This is a genomic window from Serinicoccus chungangensis, assembly GCF_006337125.1.
GTDB lineage: Bacteria > Actinomycetota > Actinomycetes > Actinomycetales > Dermatophilaceae > Ornithinicoccus > Ornithinicoccus chungangensis.
On sequence record NZ_CP040887.1, the window covers coordinates 1,550,175 to 1,570,091 of the forward strand.

At 67.6% G+C, this 19,917-nt stretch carries 19 protein-coding genes, 1 tRNA gene and 1 pseudogene; 15 read left to right on the plus strand and 6 right to left on the minus strand.

The annotated features are described in order from the left end of the window. Positions 1–13: 13 nt before the first annotated feature. The 4 genes from FHD63_RS06910 (at position 14) to FHD63_RS06925 (ending at position 3,703) form a co-directional block, all read left to right on the plus strand. The gene (locus tag FHD63_RS06910) at positions 14–949 is read left to right on the plus strand and encodes an aminotransferase class IV (protein WP_202978434.1); all 936 of its coding nucleotides are present in this window, start codon (positions 14–16) and stop codon (positions 947–949) included. A 114-nt stretch (positions 950–1,063) separates the two neighbouring features. Then, complete coding sequence (locus tag FHD63_RS06915; RefSeq protein WP_238705797.1) at positions 1,064–1,975, plus strand: trypsin-like serine peptidase; 912 nt, start codon at positions 1,064–1,066, stop codon at positions 1,973–1,975. Between the two features lie 62 nt (positions 1,976–2,037). Next, positions 2,038–2,111: transfer RNA gene (locus FHD63_RS06920), tRNA-Val, on the plus strand. Between the two features lie 399 nt (positions 2,112–2,510). Further along, positions 2,511–3,703, plus strand: a protein-coding gene (locus FHD63_RS06925) for an IS3 family transposase (RefSeq protein WP_420853127.1) whose coding sequence is annotated in 2 segments (ribosomal slippage) — positions 2,511–2,795 and positions 2,798–3,703 — 1,191 coding nt in all. Because the reading frame shifts where the segments join, the coding sequence is not laid out codon by codon here. Positions 3,704–4,260: 557 nt separating this feature from the next. Here FHD63_RS06925 and FHD63_RS06930 read toward each other — a convergent pair. Together FHD63_RS06930 and FHD63_RS06935 are read right to left on the minus strand one after the other, a co-directional pair. Beyond that, complete coding sequence (locus FHD63_RS06930) at positions 4,261–5,415, minus strand: PDDEXK family nuclease (protein ID WP_139721237.1); 1,155 nt, start codon at positions 5,413–5,415, stop codon at positions 4,261–4,263. Between the two features lie 319 nt (positions 5,416–5,734). Next, positions 5,735–6,640: a DUF4268 domain-containing protein gene (locus FHD63_RS06935; protein WP_202978435.1), complete on the minus strand. Its 906-nt coding sequence runs from the start codon at positions 6,638–6,640 to the stop codon at positions 5,735–5,737. Positions 6,641–7,240: 600 nt separating this feature from the next. On the opposite strand from FHD63_RS06935, the gene FHD63_RS06940 reads away from it, so the two are divergent. The 3 genes and pseudogenes from FHD63_RS06940 (at position 7,241) to FHD63_RS15955 (ending at position 9,305) form a co-directional block, all read left to right on the plus strand. Continuing rightward, a complete protein-coding gene (locus tag FHD63_RS06940) occupies positions 7,241–7,918 on the plus strand; it encodes a hypothetical protein (protein WP_139721241.1) in 678 nt (225 codons plus the stop codon). Between the two features lie 101 nt (positions 7,919–8,019). Beyond that, positions 8,020–8,253 (plus strand): annotated as a pseudogene (locus FHD63_RS16560) (transposase family protein); the annotation flags it as partial. A gap of 17 nt (positions 8,254–8,270) precedes the next feature. Beyond that, positions 8,271–9,305 (plus strand): ISL3 family transposase, encoded by a 1,035-nt coding sequence (locus FHD63_RS15955; protein WP_158296732.1) that lies wholly within the window; start codon positions 8,271–8,273, stop codon positions 9,303–9,305. A 421-nt stretch (positions 9,306–9,726) separates the two neighbouring features. Here FHD63_RS15955 and FHD63_RS06950 read toward each other — a convergent pair whose 3' ends face one another. Continuing rightward, complete coding sequence (locus tag FHD63_RS06950) at positions 9,727–11,394, minus strand: AAA family ATPase (protein ID WP_158296733.1); 1,668 nt, start codon at positions 11,392–11,394, stop codon at positions 9,727–9,729. Positions 11,395–12,002: 608 nt separating this feature from the next. On the opposite strand from FHD63_RS06950, the gene FHD63_RS06955 reads away from it, so the two are divergent. Genes FHD63_RS06955 through FHD63_RS06965 form a run of 3 tightly spaced genes read left to right on the plus strand, consistent with a single transcriptional unit; the run spans position 12,003 to position 13,323 of the window. After that, positions 12,003–12,242 (plus strand): hypothetical protein, encoded by a 240-nt coding sequence (locus FHD63_RS06955; protein ID WP_139721247.1) that lies wholly within the window; start codon positions 12,003–12,005, stop codon positions 12,240–12,242. Next, entirely contained in the window at positions 12,239–12,751 is a 513-nt protein-coding gene (locus tag FHD63_RS06960) for a metallophosphoesterase family protein (RefSeq protein ID WP_238705798.1), read from the plus strand. The genes FHD63_RS06955 and FHD63_RS06960 overlap by 4 nt, the downstream gene beginning before the upstream one ends. A 32-nt stretch (positions 12,752–12,783) precedes the next feature. Then, positions 12,784–13,323, plus strand: a complete 540-nt coding sequence (locus FHD63_RS06965; protein ID WP_139721249.1) for a DUF1697 domain-containing protein — start codon at positions 12,784–12,786, stop codon at positions 13,321–13,323. 76 nt (positions 13,324–13,399) lie between these two features. Here the strand turns inward: FHD63_RS06965 and FHD63_RS06970 are convergent, their stop codons facing one another. The 3 genes from FHD63_RS06970 to FHD63_RS06980 form a co-directional block, all read right to left on the minus strand. Further along, positions 13,400–13,855, minus strand: coding sequence for a hypothetical protein (locus FHD63_RS06970; RefSeq protein ID WP_202978436.1), 456 nt, complete (start codon positions 13,853–13,855; stop codon positions 13,400–13,402). A 134-nt stretch (positions 13,856–13,989) separates the two neighbouring features. Continuing rightward, positions 13,990–14,490 (minus strand): NUDIX hydrolase, encoded by a 501-nt coding sequence (locus tag FHD63_RS06975; protein WP_202978437.1) that lies wholly within the window; start codon positions 14,488–14,490, stop codon positions 13,990–13,992. 54 nt (positions 14,491–14,544) lie between these two features. Beyond that, a complete protein-coding gene (locus tag FHD63_RS06980; protein ID WP_139721253.1) occupies positions 14,545–15,219 on the minus strand; it encodes a GntR family transcriptional regulator in 675 nt (224 codons plus the stop codon). 61 nt (positions 15,220–15,280) lie between these two features. On the opposite strand from FHD63_RS06980, the gene FHD63_RS06985 reads away from it, so the two are divergent. The 5 genes from FHD63_RS06985 to FHD63_RS07005 are packed head-to-tail and all read left to right on the plus strand — an operon-like array spanning position 15,281 to position 19,812. Beyond that, positions 15,281–16,069: an HpcH/HpaI aldolase family protein gene (locus FHD63_RS06985; RefSeq protein ID WP_202978438.1), complete on the plus strand. Its 789-nt coding sequence runs from the start codon at positions 15,281–15,283 to the stop codon at positions 16,067–16,069. Continuing rightward, positions 16,066–16,869: a carbon-nitrogen hydrolase family protein gene (locus FHD63_RS06990; protein ID WP_139721255.1), complete on the plus strand. Its 804-nt coding sequence runs from the start codon at positions 16,066–16,068 to the stop codon at positions 16,867–16,869. Before FHD63_RS06985 ends, FHD63_RS06990 begins: the two co-directional genes overlap by 4 nt. Continuing rightward, positions 16,866–17,951, plus strand: a complete 1,086-nt coding sequence (locus FHD63_RS06995) for a C4-dicarboxylate TRAP transporter substrate-binding protein (RefSeq protein ID WP_139721257.1) — start codon at positions 16,866–16,868, stop codon at positions 17,949–17,951. Before FHD63_RS06990 ends, FHD63_RS06995 begins: the two co-directional genes overlap by 4 nt. Next, positions 17,948–18,439: a TRAP transporter small permease subunit gene (locus FHD63_RS07000; RefSeq protein ID WP_202978439.1), complete on the plus strand. Its 492-nt coding sequence runs from the start codon at positions 17,948–17,950 to the stop codon at positions 18,437–18,439. Before FHD63_RS06995 ends, FHD63_RS07000 begins: the two co-directional genes overlap by 4 nt. Continuing rightward, positions 18,436–19,812 (plus strand): TRAP transporter large permease, encoded by a 1,377-nt coding sequence (locus FHD63_RS07005; protein WP_139721259.1) that lies wholly within the window; start codon positions 18,436–18,438, stop codon positions 19,810–19,812. The genes FHD63_RS07000 and FHD63_RS07005 overlap by 4 nt, the downstream gene beginning before the upstream one ends. The last annotated feature ends 105 nt before the right edge of the window (positions 19,813–19,917 follow it).

Genomic DNA, 19,917 nt, shown 5'->3' on the forward strand with positions numbered 1-19,917 from the left:
TTACGCTGCGTCCATGGACACGTCGAGCTCGCTGACCGCTGCCGGTGGACTCTCCGCGGTGCGGGTGTGGGTGGACGGGGCGCTGGTCGGGCCGCAGGGCTCGGTGCGCGCGCTCGACCACGGGATCACCGTCGGCGACGGGGTCTTCGAGACGTGCAAGGTGGTCGACGGCGAGGTCTTCGCGCTCACGCGGCACCACGACCGGATGGACCGCTCGCTCGCAGCGCTCGGACTCGAGCCGCTGGACCGGGACCGGGTGGGGGAGGGCATCGCCGCCGTGCTCGCGCAGGGAGGTATGCCGTTCGGCCGCCTGCGCTACACCGTCACCGCCGGGCTCGGACCGCTCGGGAGCGACCGGGTCGAGGGCGCGGCGACGTATGTCGTGACCGCGGTCGACCAGGAGCCGCTCGGCCCGACGACCTCGGCGCTCGTGGTGCCCTGGGTCCGCAACGAGCGGGGGGCGCTGACCGGGGTGAAGTCGACGTCCTACGCGGAGAACGTCGTCGCCCTCGCGGCGGCCAAGGCGCGCGGGCACTCCGAGGCGATCCTGGCCAACACCGCCGGGATGCTCTGCGAGGGGACCGGCACCAACGTCTTCGTCGTGACCGACGGGACGGTGCGCACCCCGGACCTCGGGTCCGGGCCGCTGGCCGGGGTCACCCGGGGGCTCGTGGTCGAGTGGCTGCGTGAGGACGGGATCGAGGTGGTGGAGGAGCCGCTGCCGCTGTCGGTGCTCGCGGAGGCCGACGAGATCTGGCTCTCGAGCAGCATCCGCGACATCACCGCCCTGCACCGGCTGGACGTCCACGACCCGGTGCTCCTCACCAACGGCGAGGAGCTGGCGGTGCCTGACCTGGCGCCGCGGGACCTGGGGGAGGAGCCCGGCCCGGTGGCCCGGCGGGCCCGGCAGATCTTCGCCGAGCGGGCCGCCCGGACGCTGGATCCTTGACCCAAACTTTGCCCAGGCTTGACCTGTAAGCCCTTACATGGGTGGCGCGACGAGGGCTATGGTCGAGAGAGGACGCCAACGACGGCGTCTGTCCCTCGCTCGAGGAGTTGACGAATGCGTCCTGCTGGAATGCGTGCCCTGGCCCTGGTCGGATCTGGTGTCGTGGCCCTGTCCATGATCGGTGCCACCGGCGTCGGAGCCTCTCCCGGCCACGGTGAGGGCAACGGCCAGGACCAGGCCGTCGCGAAGCACTCCGCCGCCACCACCAAGCAGGCGCAGGCCGAGGTCCGCGCCTACTGGACGAAGGAGCGGATGAACAACGCCATCCCCCGTGAGATGGCCAAGCCGGACGGCAAGGGCAAGCCCGGCGGCTCGGCGGGCTCGGCGAAGGCGGTCCAGGTGCCGGCGCAGGCCGAGCTGGGCAAGGTCTTCTTCACCCTCGGCGGCTCCAACTATTTGTGCTCGGGCACGGCGACGGACAGCGTCAACGGCGACGTCGTCACCACGGCCGGCCACTGCCTCAACGAGGGTCCGGGCGCCTACGCCACGAACTTCGCGTTCGTCCCGGCCTACGACAACGGCGACCGGCCCTACGGCACCTGGGTCGCCGAGTCGCTCTACGCCCCCGCCTCGTGGGTCAACAGCGGCTTCAACCACGACGTGGGCTTCGCCGTCATGGCCGAGCAGGGTGGGCAGAGCCTCACCGACGTCACCGGTGACTACCCGATCGGGTTCAACCTGGGCTACGGGCTCAGCTTCGACGCCTTCGGCTACCCGGCCGCCACGCCCTACGACGGCCAGGAGCTGTGGCGCTGCTCCGGCGTGGCGGGGCAGGACACCCGGGGCACCACCGACCACCGCCTCCCGTGCTCGATGACCGGCGGCTCCAGCGGTGGCGGTTGGATCACCGGTGGCGTGCTGAACTCGGTGAACTCCTTCGGCTACCGCGGGGAGAAGGACGTCATGTACGGCCCCTACTTCGGTGACGTGGAGCAGCAGGTCTACACCACCGCCAGCACCAGCTGAGGCGATTTCGCCGCTCGGGCACGGGGAGGCTAGACTGCCTCCTCGTGCCCGAGGGCACGTCCGGACGTGTAGCTCAGTTGGTTAGAGCGTTCGCTTCACACGCGAGAGGTCAGGGGTTCGAGTCCCTTCACGTCCACTCGCATCGCAGGGCCCTCACCAGCGAAGACGCGGGTGGGGGCCTTCGCTTTGCGCGGAACGTGCATCTTGCGTGTATCTCGCTGACTTACGGGTCACTGGACCGAAGGTTCGGGGTCACCTCTCGGGCCACCTTGACGGGGGCTCGGTGTGGGGCGCCGCTGCAACGAGCCGGGACGTCGCAAGCTGTGTATCGGCCTCCGACCCTCAAAGGTGTCGATACCGGTAGCGACGAGGCCGCACACGACCTCGTAGTCCGCCGGCCGCGGCGACTGCCTAGGACGTGCCCCACCGGTGGCGTGGCGCCGCGCGAAGTTCTTGACGGACTCTTGGGACTGCTGCACGGATAGGTGACACCTGAGCTGCCTAGTCTTCGGGCTGGGCTGGAAGGATGTTCACCGTGACCAAGCCCTACCCCCAGGAGTTCCGCGATGATGTCGTGCGGGTCGCTCGGAACCGTGAGCCAGGTGTCGGGCTCGACCAGATCGCGAAGGACTTCGGGATCCACTTCACAACGCTGTATTCGTGGATGAAGAAGGCCGACGAGGATGACCAGGGTGGCCGGCCTGGTGCTGCGGTCGCCTCTGCTGAGCTGCGTGAGGCCAAGAGGCGGATCCGCCTTCTCGAGCAGGAGAACGAGGTCCTGCGCCGTGCTGCGGCCTATCTATCTCAGGCGAATCTGCCGGGGAAATGATGTACCCGCTCGTCCGCGAGCTGGCCGTTGACGGGATCCCCGTCACGGTGACGTGCCGGGTGCTGAAGATCGCTCGCCAGCCCTACTACCGGTGGCTGGCGAGACCGGTCACCGACACCGCGCGCGGGCAGGCCTATCGCGCGAACGCCTTGTTCGACGCGCACCTGGATGACCCGGAGTTCGGGTACCGGTTCCTGGCCGATGAGGCCCGCGACGCCGGCCAGAGCATGAGCGAGCGGACGGCGTGGCGGTTGTGCTCGGACAACGGCTGGTGGTCAGCGTTCGGCAAGAAGCGCGGCAGGAACGGGAAGAAGCCCGTCCCGCCCGTTCATGAGGACCGGTGCGCTGTGACCGACAAGAATGGCCGGACCCGGCACGCGTTCACCGCCACGACGCCGAACGAGCTGTGGGTCGGGGACATCACCGAACACTGGACTGGTGAAGGAAAGCTGTACGTCTGCGCGTTCAAGGACGTGTACTCCAACCGGATTGTGGGCTACTCCATCGACTCCCGCATGAAGTCCCGGATCGCGGTCGCCGCACTCAACAACGCCGTCGCCCGCCGCGGGAACGTCACCGGGTGCGTGGTCCACACGGATCGCGGATCTCAATTTCGTAGCAGGAAGTTCGTCCACGCTCTCAACCGCCACGACATGGTCGGGTCAATGGGCAGAGTCGGTGCCGCGGGTGACAACGCGGCCATGGAGTCCTTCTTCGCGCTGCTGCAGAAGAACGTGTTCGACCGCCGACAGTGGGTCACCCGGGACGACCTACGCATCGCGATCGTGACCTGGATCGAACGGACCTACCACCGACGCCGTCGACAGGACGCTCTCGGGCGATTGACCCCCATCGAGTTCGAGACCATCATGACCACACCAGCCGACCAGGCTGCCTGACCGAACCTGTCACCTATCCGTGCAGCAGTCCCGAAGACGTCGTCGTACGCGGCAAATCCGGGCGGGTACGGCTGCTCAGTCCCGTTCGTCTCTGACGTCTGCGAAAGCGGAGACCTCCCACCGCAGGATGGCGACGACTTGGTCCGTCTCAAGGTGCCATCGGTGACGGGTCTCTGTGTCGTCCCATCCGCTTTCCGGCAGGTGGTGGGCCTCCCAGAATGCGTAGCAGGACTGAAGCCGCTCCGTGAGCTCTGATGACAATCCGTAGTCACTCGGTTCCATGGCGTACTTGTAGGTCCCGTCCTCCCACAGCGGCCACACGTGACCGTAGTCGAACATGAAGCGGACCACTCGAGCCATGCCACATTGTCGCGCAAGGCGGCATGACAGTTAGCTGGCGGCGCGCCGCCGGGGTCTACTTGCAGCCCTTCTCGCCCTCTCGGGACGACCCGAATAGTGCCTTACCGACTGGTGGTCACGGTGCAGCAGGTCCGAGGTGTAGTCGAGCCTGCACGGCTAGGCTAGTCGTTTCGGGTTCCGTGGCAGCTGGTCTACCTTCAGACGCTGGAATCCCACATCGGGAACCGCTGCTTCAGGCGCTCAATGGTGTGGATCCACTTGGGGTCCTGCGGCTGAGCCACGATGTTCTGGTTCCCGAAGAGCCCGACTTCGTTAAAAGCCTCAGTTGCGACGGCCACCTTGTCCAGCCACTTGACACCGACGAAATGCTCGACCGCATCGCCTTCTTCCGGTCCGTGCCAGGTGTGATTCGTCACCTCGGAAAACCGTCTCTCCTCGCCGTCTAGTGAGACCTCGAAGGCGTCCAAGGGCACTGGGGGCGCAAGGACCTGGGCAACGCCCAGGTAGCCCGTTCCAGGCGCATGCACCCAAATCCGGCTACCGACCGGCAACCGGGACAAGCCGCCACTGAAAAGGCGACCAGTAGCGCTTCGACCCCCCGCGCTGACGAAGCCGTAATCGCGGGCCTCGTCCCAGGGGCGACCGCCATAGGCAACGTACCACTCACCGTTCCATGTGACCTTGTTGCGGCGAATCTCTTGTTCTGCCTGCTCTTTGTTGCGGACACGCACCTGGTAGTCCTCGGCTCCCTTGAACGGGATGACCTGCAGGAAATTGAGAAGTAGTCGGTCGTCCAGTTTGTGCACTGCGAGACGGATCGCAGTCATGTCGACGCCCTTGGCGCTGAGCCACATGATGGCCGAGGTGACCTCAAGTGAGAAGTCTTCGGAAACCAGAACGATGCGCACGTCGCGGCCAAACTCCTCCTCTGGGTCCTCCGCGTCGATGTGCTCAACGATGCGATCTCGGGCGATGTCTATCGAGACTGCCTCGCCTGTCTGCGTGAGGAACTGAGCGAAGGCTCGTGCCGCCTGATCGAGCGTCAACGTCGACACCATCGCCGCGTACCGGACTGCCTGCAAGTCCATGTGCTCCCCGCTGGCCCCGCGCTTGAGCTCGATCACCACCAGGTTGCCTTGGCGATCGACACCAAGTAGGTCTATCCGGCGCTTTGAGTCGGCCCAGTCTGCGAACTCCTCGGCAATGACTAGCAGGTCCCGCGTGCCGTCGATCTCATGCAGGTGTTGCCGCAGGTAGAGCTGCAGATCACGACGTTCCCACAGGTGCTCGTCAGCCAACGTCGTCTGATCGAGCTTGTGGAGCCCACCAGCTATTACTTCAAAGATCGGCATGTGCAGTCCTCGATCGTCAGGGGCTAGACAATTGACGGTAGACCCCGAACGTACCCCTGATTCCCACCCCCAGCGCGTCTCGCCGCGGAAGGACGCGTTCAGGCGACAACTCGCAGGACCTACCAGCCGGACTAGCGTGCGACCACGCTCCTGGCGGCACTGGGAAAGGCTACTGTCGCCAAGCTGTCCAGCATTCCCATCTGATCTCTAGAAGTACCGCCCAGTGAACATCCCATCGGCCAAGGACTTGTCGATGGCCCCGCCTTGCGAACTTGTCAGCTGTCTCTAGGCGCCACCCAGTGTCGCCGTGTTCGACAAGCTAGTGCTGTCCGAGTGCGCCAGTACCGGGGTGGGCGTCCGGTCCCGGCACCCCCCCGACTGTTGACAACGCCCGGCGCAGCTGGGTCTGCCGGTCTAACAGCCAGCCCAGGTATTCCGCCCACCTGGCTTCAACAGTGACGTCGGCATCTGGGAGGTACTCGGCGACCCGGCAGGCCTTGCGGCCGGGTAGCGATTGCCAGTCGAGAGGTCCCCCGTACGCGGCCTCCACTTCCGAGCGCCGGTCCGACAATGCCTCAAACCGAGCTCTGTTGACGTCCGCGTCCGGGGACTCGAACACCAACTCGCTGGATAAGCCCTGACGGGTGAAGGCGTTGTAGTAGGTGACGTGCGGTGTCCCTGCGGTCATCGTGAACCAGGAGTCCCGGGGTGGCCGGGTTGCCCTAGACCACCCTGACCGCTCGGATTGGACCATCTCGATCCAGCGTGCCCAGAAGGAGCGGTAGAGCACTTGCTTGCCGCTCGCCTCCCCCTGACCCGTGACGCTGCGCACGGTCTTCTCCCAGTCGTTGGGCTGGGCCACCAACCTGAAGGACGGGGCCGGGGCGGAGTCCCCGATGCGCACCACCCCCAACTCCACGGCAAAGAAGCGGGTGTCCTCATCGGTGCGTGTGTTCAACCAGTCGATGGCGGCGCGGTGTTCGGACCGGAAGGCAGCGGCGACCCACACAATCGTCGTCGGGTCTGTGCCCGCTGCGTAAGTGAGGATCTGCCCGAGGTGTCCGTGGTCAGAGGTCTCGAGCTGGTTTTCGACGATCACCACGTCCCCTGTGCTTTCATCCCGCCCCATCAGATCGAGACTGAAGCCCCCGACCGGGTGCTCCGCCACGTCCAGTACCAGTTCCATACCGAGCAGGTCGCTCAGGACGTCGACGTTGTCCAGCAACCAAGGGGTGAAACTGTGGGCCTCGTGGGGCCACACGTCCCGAGGGGGAACGCTGACCAACCGACCGAGCGCCGGGGGACTGGAAGCGACCATGTACACAACTTGTCAGGGAAGGCCTACTCGCGCCACCGCCGCCGAAGAGCGTGTCCACTTGCCCGGAGAACGACCGACCTCTGCCAGGGTGTCGCGTACCGGGCGTGATGGTGGCTCTCATTCCAGTAAGGGGCGGATGCGCCGACGGGTGATAAGCCCAGCCACCGAGTGACGTCCGACAGGACCACCCGTAGGGGCAGTTGGGGTCGTCGCCGCAGCGAGCGTGCTAGCTCAGCGCGGCCAAGGGGACGGTGGACCGCTGGGCTCGGAACTGGCAAAGTGCACTCATGGTTGACGTCCCGCCCACCGGGAGGCCTCAGGCCTTCTTTCCGAGGTGGCTTCGCAGCCTTGTTCTGGGAGTATCGGCCCTTTCCTTTGTTCTAGGGGTCATTGCGCTCTTCCTGACCTCGAATGATGCTGGCACGGCCGCGTTGCTGGCAGCGGCTGTTGCCCTGCTTGCCTTGGGAATCTTCGCTGACCGAATCTCGATAGTGGAAGCCGGGGGCTGTGAAGTTGGAGCTGTTGGCGGCGGATCAACTTGCGCTTGCTGATGTCGCCGCGCGGGAAGGACGAGACGTCGAAGCCGCGCAGCTGCGTGAGTCAGCCATGACTCTGCTGGCAGCAGCGAGGCCGGTGTCTTCTAACTTGGAGATGATTCGCCGAACCATGCCATCAAGTTGGCAGCGCACCACTGTGCTGGAAGAACTCATGCACCAGGCGCGAGGGCTGGCGAATGCTGGCACCTCGGCACAGGAGGTGAAGCGCCTGTTCGACACGGGAACAGATGGGGACCGGGTCTCGGCTATTGGGATCATGCAGGCTCGGCCCGAATTTGCTGACCTAGATTGTCTAGCCGCCGCGGTGATGCGATCGCGTAGCGCCTTCGAGCAGTATCAGGCGCTGAGGGCTGTCGACGAGGCGGTGTCCAGGCTTCCACAAGACTCAGCCCTGCGAGCTGATCTCCTGACCATGGTCGCGGACGCGCTAGCCCGAGACACCCTCCTACGTGACAGTTCCGATCGTCGCCACCTCGCCGAACGCTTGTGCATCGGGAGCGTACGTAGCACAAACTCGTTGCGGACCGCACGGGTAACTTGCTCTCAGGCGTCGGCGCGCGCCACGCTGCTGGCGGCATTTCAGGATGGTTCGCTCGGGGGGCAGTTGCGGGCAGAACTGCGGCGTTAATGGGGCTCTTCGTAGTTGAGCGGGGCGCCCGGTAGGTGATCGGGCTCGTGGCCCCGACATGCTGTTGGTCTCTCACCACCGACAGCGACGAGGCCACGAGCATGGACGACGGTACGGCAGTACTTCTGGGTCTGGAGGACGAGTTCACCGTCCTGCTGATCGAGCGGATCGACCCGGGGCGGGTCAAGGCGCTCATCGAGGTCAGGGTGAGCGAGGGTGCCTGCCCGGGGTGCGGGGTCCTGACGAGCAGGGTCAAGGACCGTCTGATCGTGGCGGTGAAGGACCTGAAGGTCAGCGGTCAGATCCTGGATCTGTGGTGGCGCAAGCGGCGCCTGGTCTGTCAGCAGACTGGGTGCCAGCGGGCGACGTTCACCCAGCAGTCCACCCAGATCCCGGCCCGAGCCAGGCTCAGCGCCCGGTTGCGCGCCGAGCTCGCTGCAGCGATCGCCCGGTCGAACCGGGCGGTGTCCGACGTCGCCGAGCACGGCGTGTCCTGGCACACCGCGCACAGGCGCTCATCGCCGCGGCGACCGCATGGTTCCCCGAACCGGAGCCGACCCGGGTGCTGGGCATCGACGAGACCCGCGCCAGGTCCGTGCGGTGGGTCCTGGAAGAGGCCGGGTGGAGAAGGTCCAACCCGTGGATGACCTCCTTCGTCAACGCCGACACCAGCGCCCCGGGCGCGTTGCTGGGCCTGGTCCCGGGCAGGTCGGGGGCCTGCGTCGTCGACTGGCTCGGTGAGCAGTCCCAGGCGTTCCGCGAGGGCATCGAGCTGGTCGTCATCGACCCTTCGGCGCCGTACGCCTCCGGTGTGCGGGCCGCGCTACCGCACGCGCGGGTCGCGGTCGACAAGTGGCACCTGGTGGCACTGGCCAACCAGATGGTCACCGAGGTCCGCCAACGCGTTACCCGGGAACGTCTGGGCCGGCGAGGCACCACCGCCGAGGCGACCTGGGCCCACCGGCAGCTGCTGCTCACCGGGTACGAACACCTCTCGACCAAGCAGGTCGCGCGCCTGCAGACCACCTTGGCGGCCGAGGACACCACCAACGAGATTGGCGCCGCGCACGCCGTCAAGGAACGCCTCAGGCTGCTCCTGGACGCCAGCGACCCGCCCGTCATCCGGGCCCGGCTGTTCGACTTCTACAACGCCGCGGCGGACTCCCACATGACCGAGACCACCCGTCTGGCCACCACGGTCCAGACCTGGTGGCCGGCCATCCTCACCGCGCTCACCGAGAACGTCACGAACGCCCGCACCGAGGGCTTCAACCGGATCATCAAGGACACCAAGAGAGTCGGCTGCGGGTACCGCAACATGGAGAACTACCGACGACGCATACTGGCCCACATCACCCTCACCCGAGGGCACAGGTCAGCAGCATGAACAGCCCCGCCCCGCTCAACTACGAAGAGCCGTTAATGGTGGGTTATTGCTCAAACGTCGGTAGGTCAGCACGTCGACGCGCTCCCCGGCGAGGAGGAATCTCGTCCGCTCTGCGCCTCCCCCGCCGAAGGACGTGGCCATGGCGGATGCATCCGCAGGCAGGGACCCTGGCGTGGTGGCCCAAACGAGTAGTTCGAGGCCCCCGTCGCATAGTGCCCGCCTGTGACGCACTACCAGGGTGGCATCGCGGCCGTCCAATGTCGCCGACCACCTGAGGACGGAGCACGGGCCGTCCCTTCTAGTATACGTGGCTAGACTCGAGAGCGACCCACTTCACCGAAGACTCCATCAGGAAGAGAAAAGAAAACAAGGTCTAGTCGAGACGGAACGACCTACGGACCGTGTGGGCACCGACTCGTGACTAGGCGACCGGGGATGAGAGTCCATTCGCGGAACGGATGCGCCCTGCTAGGGCTCTCACTAGTTTGCGAAGACGAGGCTCGATATGTTCAGCTCGCAATTGTGGTGCCACGACCTTTGCGATGGCAGCTTTGGCGGGGAGCTTGCACCCTGCGAACGGATCCTCATACCTACCAACGGCTACCTTGAGCCTGGACCCCTTCTCCGGATGAATTTGCTGGACCGCAGCACGCAAAATATCCCGGGGCAGCAAGTTCTCGACGGTGCGGACCCAATTTGCGACGACTAGGTCGCCAGTTGCGGACAAGTCAGCCTCCTCAACAAGCCTCAGAAGCAATGGTGGAAGCTTATCTGAGGGGCGCCTCTTATCGCTGTCTGCAATCAGCGTGCACCGTCTGCCAAATTGTAGTAGTTCTATCAGGTCAGAAGCTACGTCTTGTGCGTCGGGATGGTTTTCCGCCTTCTTGAGCTGCGCAGCCAGAGACAAGTGTGAAGCCAGTTTCCCACCGTACATCATTACTCCAAAATGCACACCCTCCTGCAATTCGGGGTCCAGTAGACTGATCCATGAACGCCAGTACAATCGGTCAGACGGTCCCTCCACCCAGATGGTGTAGTTGGCCTGCAAGATGTCCGAGGCCAAGTATCCTAGGTCTGCTGTCACGCTGGCAAGAGCGTCGCGAACCACAGGGCCTGTCACTTGTGACGAATCACCATCATGAGTAACGTGGAAAACGTGAGCTCCGGGGGTATCCAAAGCATGCGCCGAGTGTGTGGCCACCACGTACTGATTGTCAGTGGCTTCCAGTAGATAGCGCATCAGCCGCCTCTGCAGACCCGGGTGGAGGTGGATCTCCGGCTCCTCCAGAAAAATTAAGTGCTTGGAGAAGTGTGTGCAAGCGACGGCGATCATGAGTAGTTGCTTTACCCCATCGCCCAGATCGTCCAGAAGTAGGTAATCTCCGTGCTGCGCCAGACGTACTTGCAGTTCGGTATGGTCGGCCGATATGGTCACGTCGGCTAGATCGTCCTCCAGGACCTGACGCAGAAACTTCTTTACCTTCTCCCAACGCTCCTGCTTGGGGTGCCGGGACTGCAAGGTCGGTCGCTCCCAGTCGGCCAATGTCTCCAGCACTCCCGTACCGTTGGCGATTGCATCTTCGCCAGGCTTCCCGGGCTTCACACTGCGAAAAGCAGGAAGCGTGACCGCCCCGAGGAATGACGGATGTAGGGAGTCTGCTGAGAAGAGGCTGTCTTCACCCACGGATGAGGCGCGACCCAGCAAAGCACTCAGGGCTTGCCTGTTGACTCGCTGCGGTCCTATCTGAGGCACCCACATGTACGTGTCATCAAGGTCTAATACCACCCCCTCATTTCGCATTCGGTCGAGCTCCCTTTGCATGACCGAAACATTGTTGCCGTACCAAGACTTTAGTCTTGTGGTGTCGATTGCTACGAGTTGTTCATGTTGGTTGCCGGAAGAGAAGTTCGAGGGCGACGGCGCTGCAAATTTGAGCGCTTGGCGTCCTAAGGTGGATTTTCCATGGTTGTTTCGTCCGACGAGCCGTGTTAGCGGTCCTACCCTTATCGGAGTTTGCCCTCTGAGCGCACCGACCCCAGTGACCGCATAGCCGTGCAGGTGAACTTCTTCGATATTTTCGTCCTGCATCCTTGCCCCTCCCTGCCTGGCTCTGCATTCAGTCATGCGATTCGACCATAACTTGGTGGAAGACTAGCAAGTGGGGTAGTGCTTTGCAGTCTTCTGGGTCACCTCTACGTTGTCGCACGCCGTCAGGCCACCTCGAATGCTGCCTTGGGCGCCGGGGTAAGGCATGGAGTGAGCAGAATGAGGGCCGGGCGAGGTCAGGTTCGACCGGCTAGCACTAGTGGGGGCGCGTGCGGGCGCGGGAGACTGGAACGCCGCGGTCAGCTGGCGCTGCGAGCGCTTCACCGGGTAGGGGTAGGTCTCGGCAGTCGGCGGAGTTGGCCATCTACGGCCGGCGCCAACCGCTTGACGCGGCATGTCAGCGATGTATCACCCCCCACCGCGTCCCGATCACCGACATATTCTGGATGAGCGTTCGCTCACCGGCACATGTGCCCGTCGTCACGTCGGCTTACAAGCATCCGACTTTCGGCAGATCCGGTATGTCATGACCATGGCGGCCGGCAGTCTGGTGCACCGCGCTTCGCGTCGTCTCACATGCGTCTCTCGGTGTGGCCGACCCTTGATCGCTCCGGCAGGCGGTCCTGCCGCACGCTGACTACCGTGACGGCATGACTGAGCAGCAGAGCAGCGGTGCAGGAAGCGACGAGTCCGACGCCAAGCAGGAGGCCGCCGAGCACGTGGTGGACCGGGTCGAGAGCTGGGACGAAGGTGCGCAGCCCGAGACGGTCCGCGAGGACCTCGAGGAGGGGATGGCCCAGGCGCAGGTGGAGGTCGAGGACAGCGAGCTGGACCAGATGGCCGAAGAGATCCACGACGAGGGCAGCACCGACGCCCCCGAGGTCGGGTGAGCCAGGGGCTGCGCCTGCTTCTTCTCGCCGACACCCACGTGCCCAAGCGCGCCAAGGATCTCCCGGCGGAGGTGTGGGAGCAGGTGGGCGAGGCCGACGTCGTGGTCCACGCCGGGGACTGGGTCGACCCCGGGCTGCTCGACAGGTTGGAGGAGCGTTCGGCCCGCCTCGTCGCCGTGTGGGGCAACAACGACGGTGCCGAGCTGCGGCGCCGACTGCCGGAGGTGGCCCGGGTGGAGCTCGGGGGGATGCGGTGGGGCGTGGTGCACGAGACCGGTGACAAGAAGCGGCGTGAGGAGCGGATGCGCGCGGCATACCCCGACCTCGACGTCCTTGTCTTCGGCCACAGCCACATCCCCTGGGACACCGAGCACAAGGGTCTGCGCCTGCTCAACCCAGGCTCGCCCACGGACCGGCGGCGTCAGCCGCACTGCACCTACCTGACCTGCAGCGTCGCCGGGGGTGTGCTCAGCGAGGTCACCCTGCACCGGATCCCGGCGCTGCGCTGACGCGGCACGGTCGCGGCGGGTACGGTCGAGCCGTGGAACGGCGCGTCGTGCTGGTGGGAGCGGTCAACGTGGGCGGGACCGCGAAGCTGCCCATGGCCCTCTGGCGGGAGCTGGCCACGTCGCTGGGGGCGTCCGACGTCGCCACCTACATCGCCTCGGGCAACATGGTGTGCACCCTCCCCGGCGACCCGCACGCCTTCGACTGTGTCCTCGAGCAGGCCGTCCAGGAGCGGTGCGGCTTCTTCCGCGAGGTCATCAGCCGCTCGCACGAGCAGGTCACCGCGGCCCTGGACGGGCACCCGTTCGACGTGGTCGATCCGGCCCACTCCTACGTGTGCTTCCTCGCCGACGAGCCCACCCCCGAGGGTGTCGCGGCTGCTCGCCGGCTGCCCACGGGCGAGGACCGGTGGGAGGTCGTGGGTCGCGAGATGCATGTGCGGTATGCCGGGGGCGCCGGCCGGCCTCAGATGAGCGACGCGGCCGTGGGCCGGGCACTGGGGGTGTCGAGCACCGCGCGCAACCTCCGGACCGTGCGCCGGCTCGTCGAGATGTCCGCCCCCACGACTGCCTGACGCCGTGCGGCCAGGCCCCCGGCGCAGACGACAGCCCCGGCCGTGACCGGGGCTGTCGTGGTGGGGGCCGGGACCGTCAGCGCAGTGCGGGGGGAGCGGTCCGCGCCCACCAGGTGCCGAGCCCGAGGGTGCTCCAGGCCGCCGGGATGGCGGCGATGGTGAGGAGCACCAGGGCTCCCGTGAGGTGGTCGTCCAGGAACGGGTTGTTGACGGTCGGGATGGCAGCGCCGTACATGAAGAGGTACATCAGCGTGCCCGCCAGGGCTCCGACGCGGGCGCCGGCACCGGTGATCAGCGTGACGCCGATGCCCAGCAGACCGAGCATGAACAGCCAGTCGATGACGACCATGCCCGCCATGCCGTTGTAGAAGCCGGCCAGCGGACCCTCGACACCGCTGAGGTAGCCGGTGGTGGGGCTGCCGCCGTTGATCCAGGCCCGCTCACCAGGGGTGGCGTAGCCGAGGCCGAAGGTCTTGTCCAGGAACGCCCACAGGAAGTAGAAACCGAAGGCGATGCGCGTGATGGCCAGCATCCAGGCACCTGCCGCGGGCAAGGGAGCCTGGTCCCGAGCCGTGAGGGGGGTGGCGGTCGTGGTGGCCGAAGCTGTGGCGGAGCTCATGATGCCTACTTTCGACGTGTCCAACTTGGTACTACAAAGTGTAGCAGTTAGTCCACGACGGCGTGTAGTGCTCGCGCCACCCAGGCCGACACCTCGCTGGTGAGGGGCAGCCGCGAGGTCGCGTCGGCGTCCAGCCAGACCATGCCGTAGGTCGGCGACACCTGCGGCAGGCCGTCCGGGCCCGGCCGCCAGCCCGGACGCGGCACCGCGAAGTAGATGAGGTCGATGTGCTGGTGCGGCGGGTCCTGCGAGATGTCCTCGACCTGGACGCCCTCGGGGCGCACGAGCTGCCGGGGGGAGCCCGGGGCGTCGTGAGGTATGCCGGGGGAGCCGAGGAGGTCGACCGCCAGTCCGGTCTCCTCGAGGGTCTCGCGGCGGGCCGCGTCGTCCGGCAGCTCGTGCGGCTCGATGTGCCCACCCGGCGGCAGCCAGAGGCCGACCTTGGGGTGCGGGTGCAGCAGCACGTGTCCCGCGTGCACGACGAAGACGGCCACGGTGAAGTGCCTCGTGATGCCGTCCGGCGGCTCCCTGTCCTCGACTGCTCCCACGACGAGCACCCTAGGTGCTCCCTGCCGTGCCGCCGGGGGAGAGGTCGGCGCGCCTCAGGGCGAGAAGGCGCGGACCAGCGACGGCACGGCGCGCAGGTGGGCGCGCAGCGTGGTGATGGCCGTCTCGGCGTCGTGCTCGTCGAGCGCGCGCACGATGTCGCGGTGCTCGGACTGGATGAGGCTGAAGCGCTCCGGTGCCGTCGATATCGTCCGGACCCCGACGTGCACCTGGCGCGAGCGCAGGGCGTCGTACATGTGCGTCAGCACGGTGTTGCCGTGCTGACGCACCAGCGCGAGGTGGAAGGCCTGGTCGAGCTGCGCCGACCGGTTCCACGCGCGCTCGCGGCCGGCCTGCTCCATCTGCTCGAGCAGCTCGCCGGCCTCCGGCGGGGCGCCTGCCCGCCGGTCGCAGATGCCCTGCACGGCGTGGGTCTCGATGAGCAGGCGGGCCTCGTAGACCTCCCGCATCTCGTCCGCGGTGATGGTCCGCACCTGCGCCCCCCGGCGCGGGGCGATGTCGATGAAGCGCTCGGCGTGCAGCCGGCGCAGCGCCTCCCGGACCGGGGTGCGGGACGTGCCCACGGCCGCGGAGAGGGCCACCTCGTCGAGGAAGTCCCCCTCGGCGAAGGACCCCTCCAGGATGGCCGAGCGGATCCACGAGTAGGCCCGGTCGCTGGCCGAGGCGGCACCGCTCGCCGCGGCGGGGGCGGACTCCTTCGGCTCGGCCATGACGCCAGTCTAACCCTTTACATGACTGCACACCTGTTGTATACAAGACGTACACAAGCCCGTGCAGCGCCGCACCATCGGAGGAACAGTGACCCCGGACCACCCCACCCGCCACGCGGTCTGGCTGACCGAGCCCTCGAGCGCCGCCATCGAGATGGCCTCCCTGGCCGGGTACGACACCGTGGTCCTGGACGTCGAGCACGGACTGTTCGACCTGGCCGCCCTCGACTGGGTCGTCCCGCTGATCCGGGCCAACGGCATGCGGGCGATCGTCAAGGTCCTCGGCCCGGAGCGCGGCCCAATCCAGCAGGCCCTCGACTTCGGCGCCGACGCGGTCGCCGTGCCGCACATCGAGTCCGCAGACCACGCCCGCGTGGTCTGCGGCTTCGCCAAGTTCCCCCCGCTCGGCGACCGGTCGTTCGCCGGCGGACGCACCTCGTCGTACCGCGGCTTCACCGACGCCTGGGTCGCCGAGCAGGACGCCCGCACCCGCTGCTACCCCATGATCGAGGACGCGTCGGCCTTCGCCGACATCGAGGGCATCCTGGCGCTCCCGGTCGTCGACGGGATCTTCGTCGGACCCTCCGACCTCTCCCTGCGCCGCGAGCGGGGCGCCTACAGCGCGGGGGAGGAGGACCTCGCCGACATCCGTACCCTCGCCCGGGCGGCGCGGGCGGCCGGCAAGGAGTGGATCCTCCCCGCCTGGAGTCCGGCCGAGCAGCGGCTGGCCCTGGAGGAGGATGCCGACGTCATCGTCATGACCATGCAGTACGGCGCCCTGCTGGGCGGCTTCACGGCCGCCATGGGCGCCCTCACCGACATCCGCGACGACCTGAGGAGGTCCGCATGAGCATCACCGTGGCCGCCCTGCAGCTGGCCCCGACCGAGGACACGGAGGCCAACCTCGACCTCATCGAGCAGATGGTGCGCGACGCCGCCGACCGTGGCGCTCGCCTGGTCGTGCTCCCGGAGTACGCCGTCTTCACGGCCCCCGCCATGGACGACCGCTTCGTCGACTCCGCCCAGCCCCTGGACGGTCCGACGGTGACGCGGCTGACCGCGCTCTCCGAGCAGCTGGGCGTCGCCCTGGTCGTCGGCGTCAACGAGAGCGCGGGGGAGGGGCGCATCCACAACACCCTGTTGGCCCTCGACGGCGGGCAGGTGAAGGCCGTCTACCGCAAGGTCCACCTCTACGACGCCTTCGGCTACACCGAGTCCGACCGGGTGGAGGCCGCGGAGCCGGACCTGCCCGAGACCTTCGAGGTCGACGGCCTGCGGGTGGGGATGCAGACCTGCTACGACCTGCGCTTCCCGGAGACCACGCGCATGCTCGTGGACGCCGGTGCCGACGTCGTCGCGCTCCCCGCCGAGTGGGTCCCCGGCCCGCTCAAGGAGGACCACTGGCGCACCCTGGTGCGCGCCCGCGCCATCGAGAACACCGTGCACGTCGTGGCGGCCGGGCAGTGCGCCCCGACGGGAGCCGGCAACACCATGGTGGTCGACCCCATGGGCATCGTGCTCGCGAGCCTCGGCGAGGCGCCGGGCACGGCGCTCGCGCAGGTCGACCCCGAGCGCACCGCGCAGGTCCGCCGCACCAACCCCGCCCTGTCGCTGCGTCGCTACCACGTCCTCCCGGGAGCACCCCGGTGAGCGTCACCGCCGGTCGACGGGTCCTGCTCGCAGCGGGCCTGGGGGCGACGTGCCTCGGCGCGGCAGCGTGCTCGGGTCCGGGGCAGGAGTCCTACGTGCTGGAGTACTCGACCTACTCGACGGCCACGTCCGACCAGTCCCGCACCGTCCAGGCCTGGGCGCAGGAGGTCGAGCAGCTCACCGACGGAGGCGTCACCGTGCGCTTCCACTACTCCCAGAGCCTCGTCGGTGCCGACGAGGCCATCCAGGCCTCGCTCGACGGACGCACCGACCTGGCCCAGGTCGGCTCGCTCTACGCCGCGTCCGACCTCGCGATGTACACCGTCATCGAGCTGCCCTTCGAGACGACCAACCCCGAGGTCCAGATGAGGGCCATCGAGCGGCTCTACGAGGAGAACGACACCTACCGCGAGGACTTCGACCGTCAGGGCATCCGCCTGCTCTACCCGCTGCCCCTGGGCAGCGCGCTGGTCGGTCTCAACGACCCGGTCGAGAGCCCGGACGACCTCGCGGGGCTGAGCATCCGCTCCGGCGGCCTGACCTCCGAGGCCCTGCTCACCGTCGGCGCCAACCCGGTCGCGATGACGGCCACCGACGTCTACGAGTCCATGGAGCGCGGGGTCATCGACGGCTACACCTCGCTCGCCCTGGCCAACCTGCCCACCTTCGGGCTCTCCGACTCCACCCCCTACCTGCTGGAGCCGGGCATCGGCGTCTACGCCTCCTCGATCGTCGTCATCAACGAGGACCTCTTCGACTCCATGCCCCCGGACTACCAGGACGCTCTGCTGGAGGCCTCCGGGTCGTCCATCGAGACCGGCCTGGAGGAGATGGACGCCCTCGGGGGCGAGGCCTGCCAGGAGGTCACCGCGGCCGGCACCGAGTTCTCCAGCTTCACCGACGAGCAGGTGCAGGACTGGAAGCAGCGCAGCGGTCTCGCCGAGGCCTGGGTGGCCCGCAACGCCGAGCGCGGCTACGACGCCCAGGGCGTGCTGGACGACTACCGCCGCATCATCACCGAGGAGAGTCCCGTGTCGACCTACGCCGACCCGCTCGTGGCCTGCATGGAGGAGGCGTCGTGAGCGTCGCCGGGGTGCCCCGCCCCCTGCGGGTGCTCGCCGGCGGTATGCACGTCGTCGCCGGCGTGCTGCTGCTCGTCATCGCCGTGCTCACCGTCGCCGACGTCCTCAGCCGCACGCTGCGGGACACCTCGATCCTCGGCACCGCCGAGATCTCGGCCCAGCTGCTCGTGGCCGTGGCCTTCCTCGGGCTCGCCTCGGCCGAGCTGCACGGCCGCCACGTCAGCGTCGGACTGCTGACCGACCGTCTCGGGCCGAAGGGGTCGGCGGTCGCCGCGGGCATCCGCACCGTCGTGCTGGTGCTCGTCGGGGCCGTCCTCGTGTGGGGCCTCGTGCAGGTCCTGATCAGCGGCGTCGAGCGCGGTGAGACCACGAACGGCATCCTGCGGCTCGCGACCTGGCCCGCGAAGGCGACCCTGCTGCTGTCGTTCGCCCTGTTCTTCGTCGTGGCGATCGGCCGGTCGGTCGCCGAGTGGAGGGAGACCCGATGAGCACCACCGCTCTGCTGGCCCTGCTCGTCGTCCTGCTGGTCTTCGGCGCGCTGCTGGCGCTGCGCCTGCACATCGGGCTGGCGCTCGTGGCCGCGGGCTTCACCGGTGTGGTCCTGCTCCGCAGCACCGACGCCGCCGTGAGCACCGTCTCCAACCAGCCGTACTCCTCGGCCGCCGACTACTCGCTGACGATCGTGCCCCTGTTCATCCTCATGGGGGTGCTCGCGGTCCGGGCCGGGCTGGCCCAGGCCGGCTTCGACCTCGCCTCCCGCGTGCTGCGCCGCCTCCCCGGGGGCCCGGCGCTCGCCTCGCTCGCCGGCTCCGGCATGTTCGCCGCGGTCACCGGCTCCTCGGTCGCCACCGTGGCGACGATGGCCCGGGTGTCCACCCAGGCGATCGTGCGCGCCGGCCTCAGCGTCCGTCTCGCGGCCGGCGTGGTCTGCGCGGGCGGCACCCTCGGGGTGCTCATCCCGCCCTCCATCGTGCTGGTGCTCTACGGCGTCGTCACCGAGGAGAGCATCGGGCACCTGCTGCTCGCCGGCATCGGGCCCGGCCTGCTGACGATCCTGGCCTACGCGGTGACGGTGGTCCTCGTCGTCGTGTCGAGCCGGCGGTCGGGACGTGCGAGGACCGACGACGAGACCGCCCTGCTGGGCGACGACGCCCAGGACGACGCGTCGGGCGACGGGCTGCGCGTCCGGCCCGGCCAGCTCGACCCGGTCGGCTTCGCCTACCTCGTCGTCATCTTCGCCGTCTCCATCGGCACCATCTACCTCGGCATCGCCACCCCCACCGAGGCCGCGTCGTTCGGCGCGCTCACCGCGCTCGTCGTGCTGCTGCTGCGCGTGCGTCCCCCGCGCTGGCTGCGGGCGCTGCGCGACGCCCTGGGCGAGGCCGTCGGCCTCACCGCGATGACCTTCCTGCTCATCACCGGGGCCGGGGTGTTCACCTACTTCCTCGCCCTCTCGGGTGCCAGCTCGGCGCTCGTGGGCACGGTCGTCGGTGCGGAGCTGTCGCCCTACCTGGTGCTCGTCCTGTGCCTGCTCCTGCTGCTGCCTCTCGGCATGTTCCTCGACGGCATCTCGATGATCCTCATCGCGGCGCCGCTGCTGCACCCGATCCTCACGGAGTACGGCTTCGACGGCATCTGGATCGGCGTGCTCGTCGTCAAGGTGGCCGAGATGGCGCTCATCACCCCGCCGGTCGGCATGAACGCCTTCGTCTACAGCGGGGCGGTGCCCCGGGCCGGTCTCGGTCGGGTGTTCCGCGGGATCGTGCCGTTCATCGTCGCGGACCTCGTCGTGGTGGCCGTGCTCATCGCGGTGCCCGGGATCGTCACCTGGCTGCCCTACCTGTCCAGCGCCCAGGGCTGACCCGTCCGGCGCGCCGTGCGCGGCCCGATATCCGGTGCCGGCACGCGCGGCCCGGCGGGTAGGGTTGGGCGACCCGACGGGCGCGCGCGGCGCACGTCATACCCC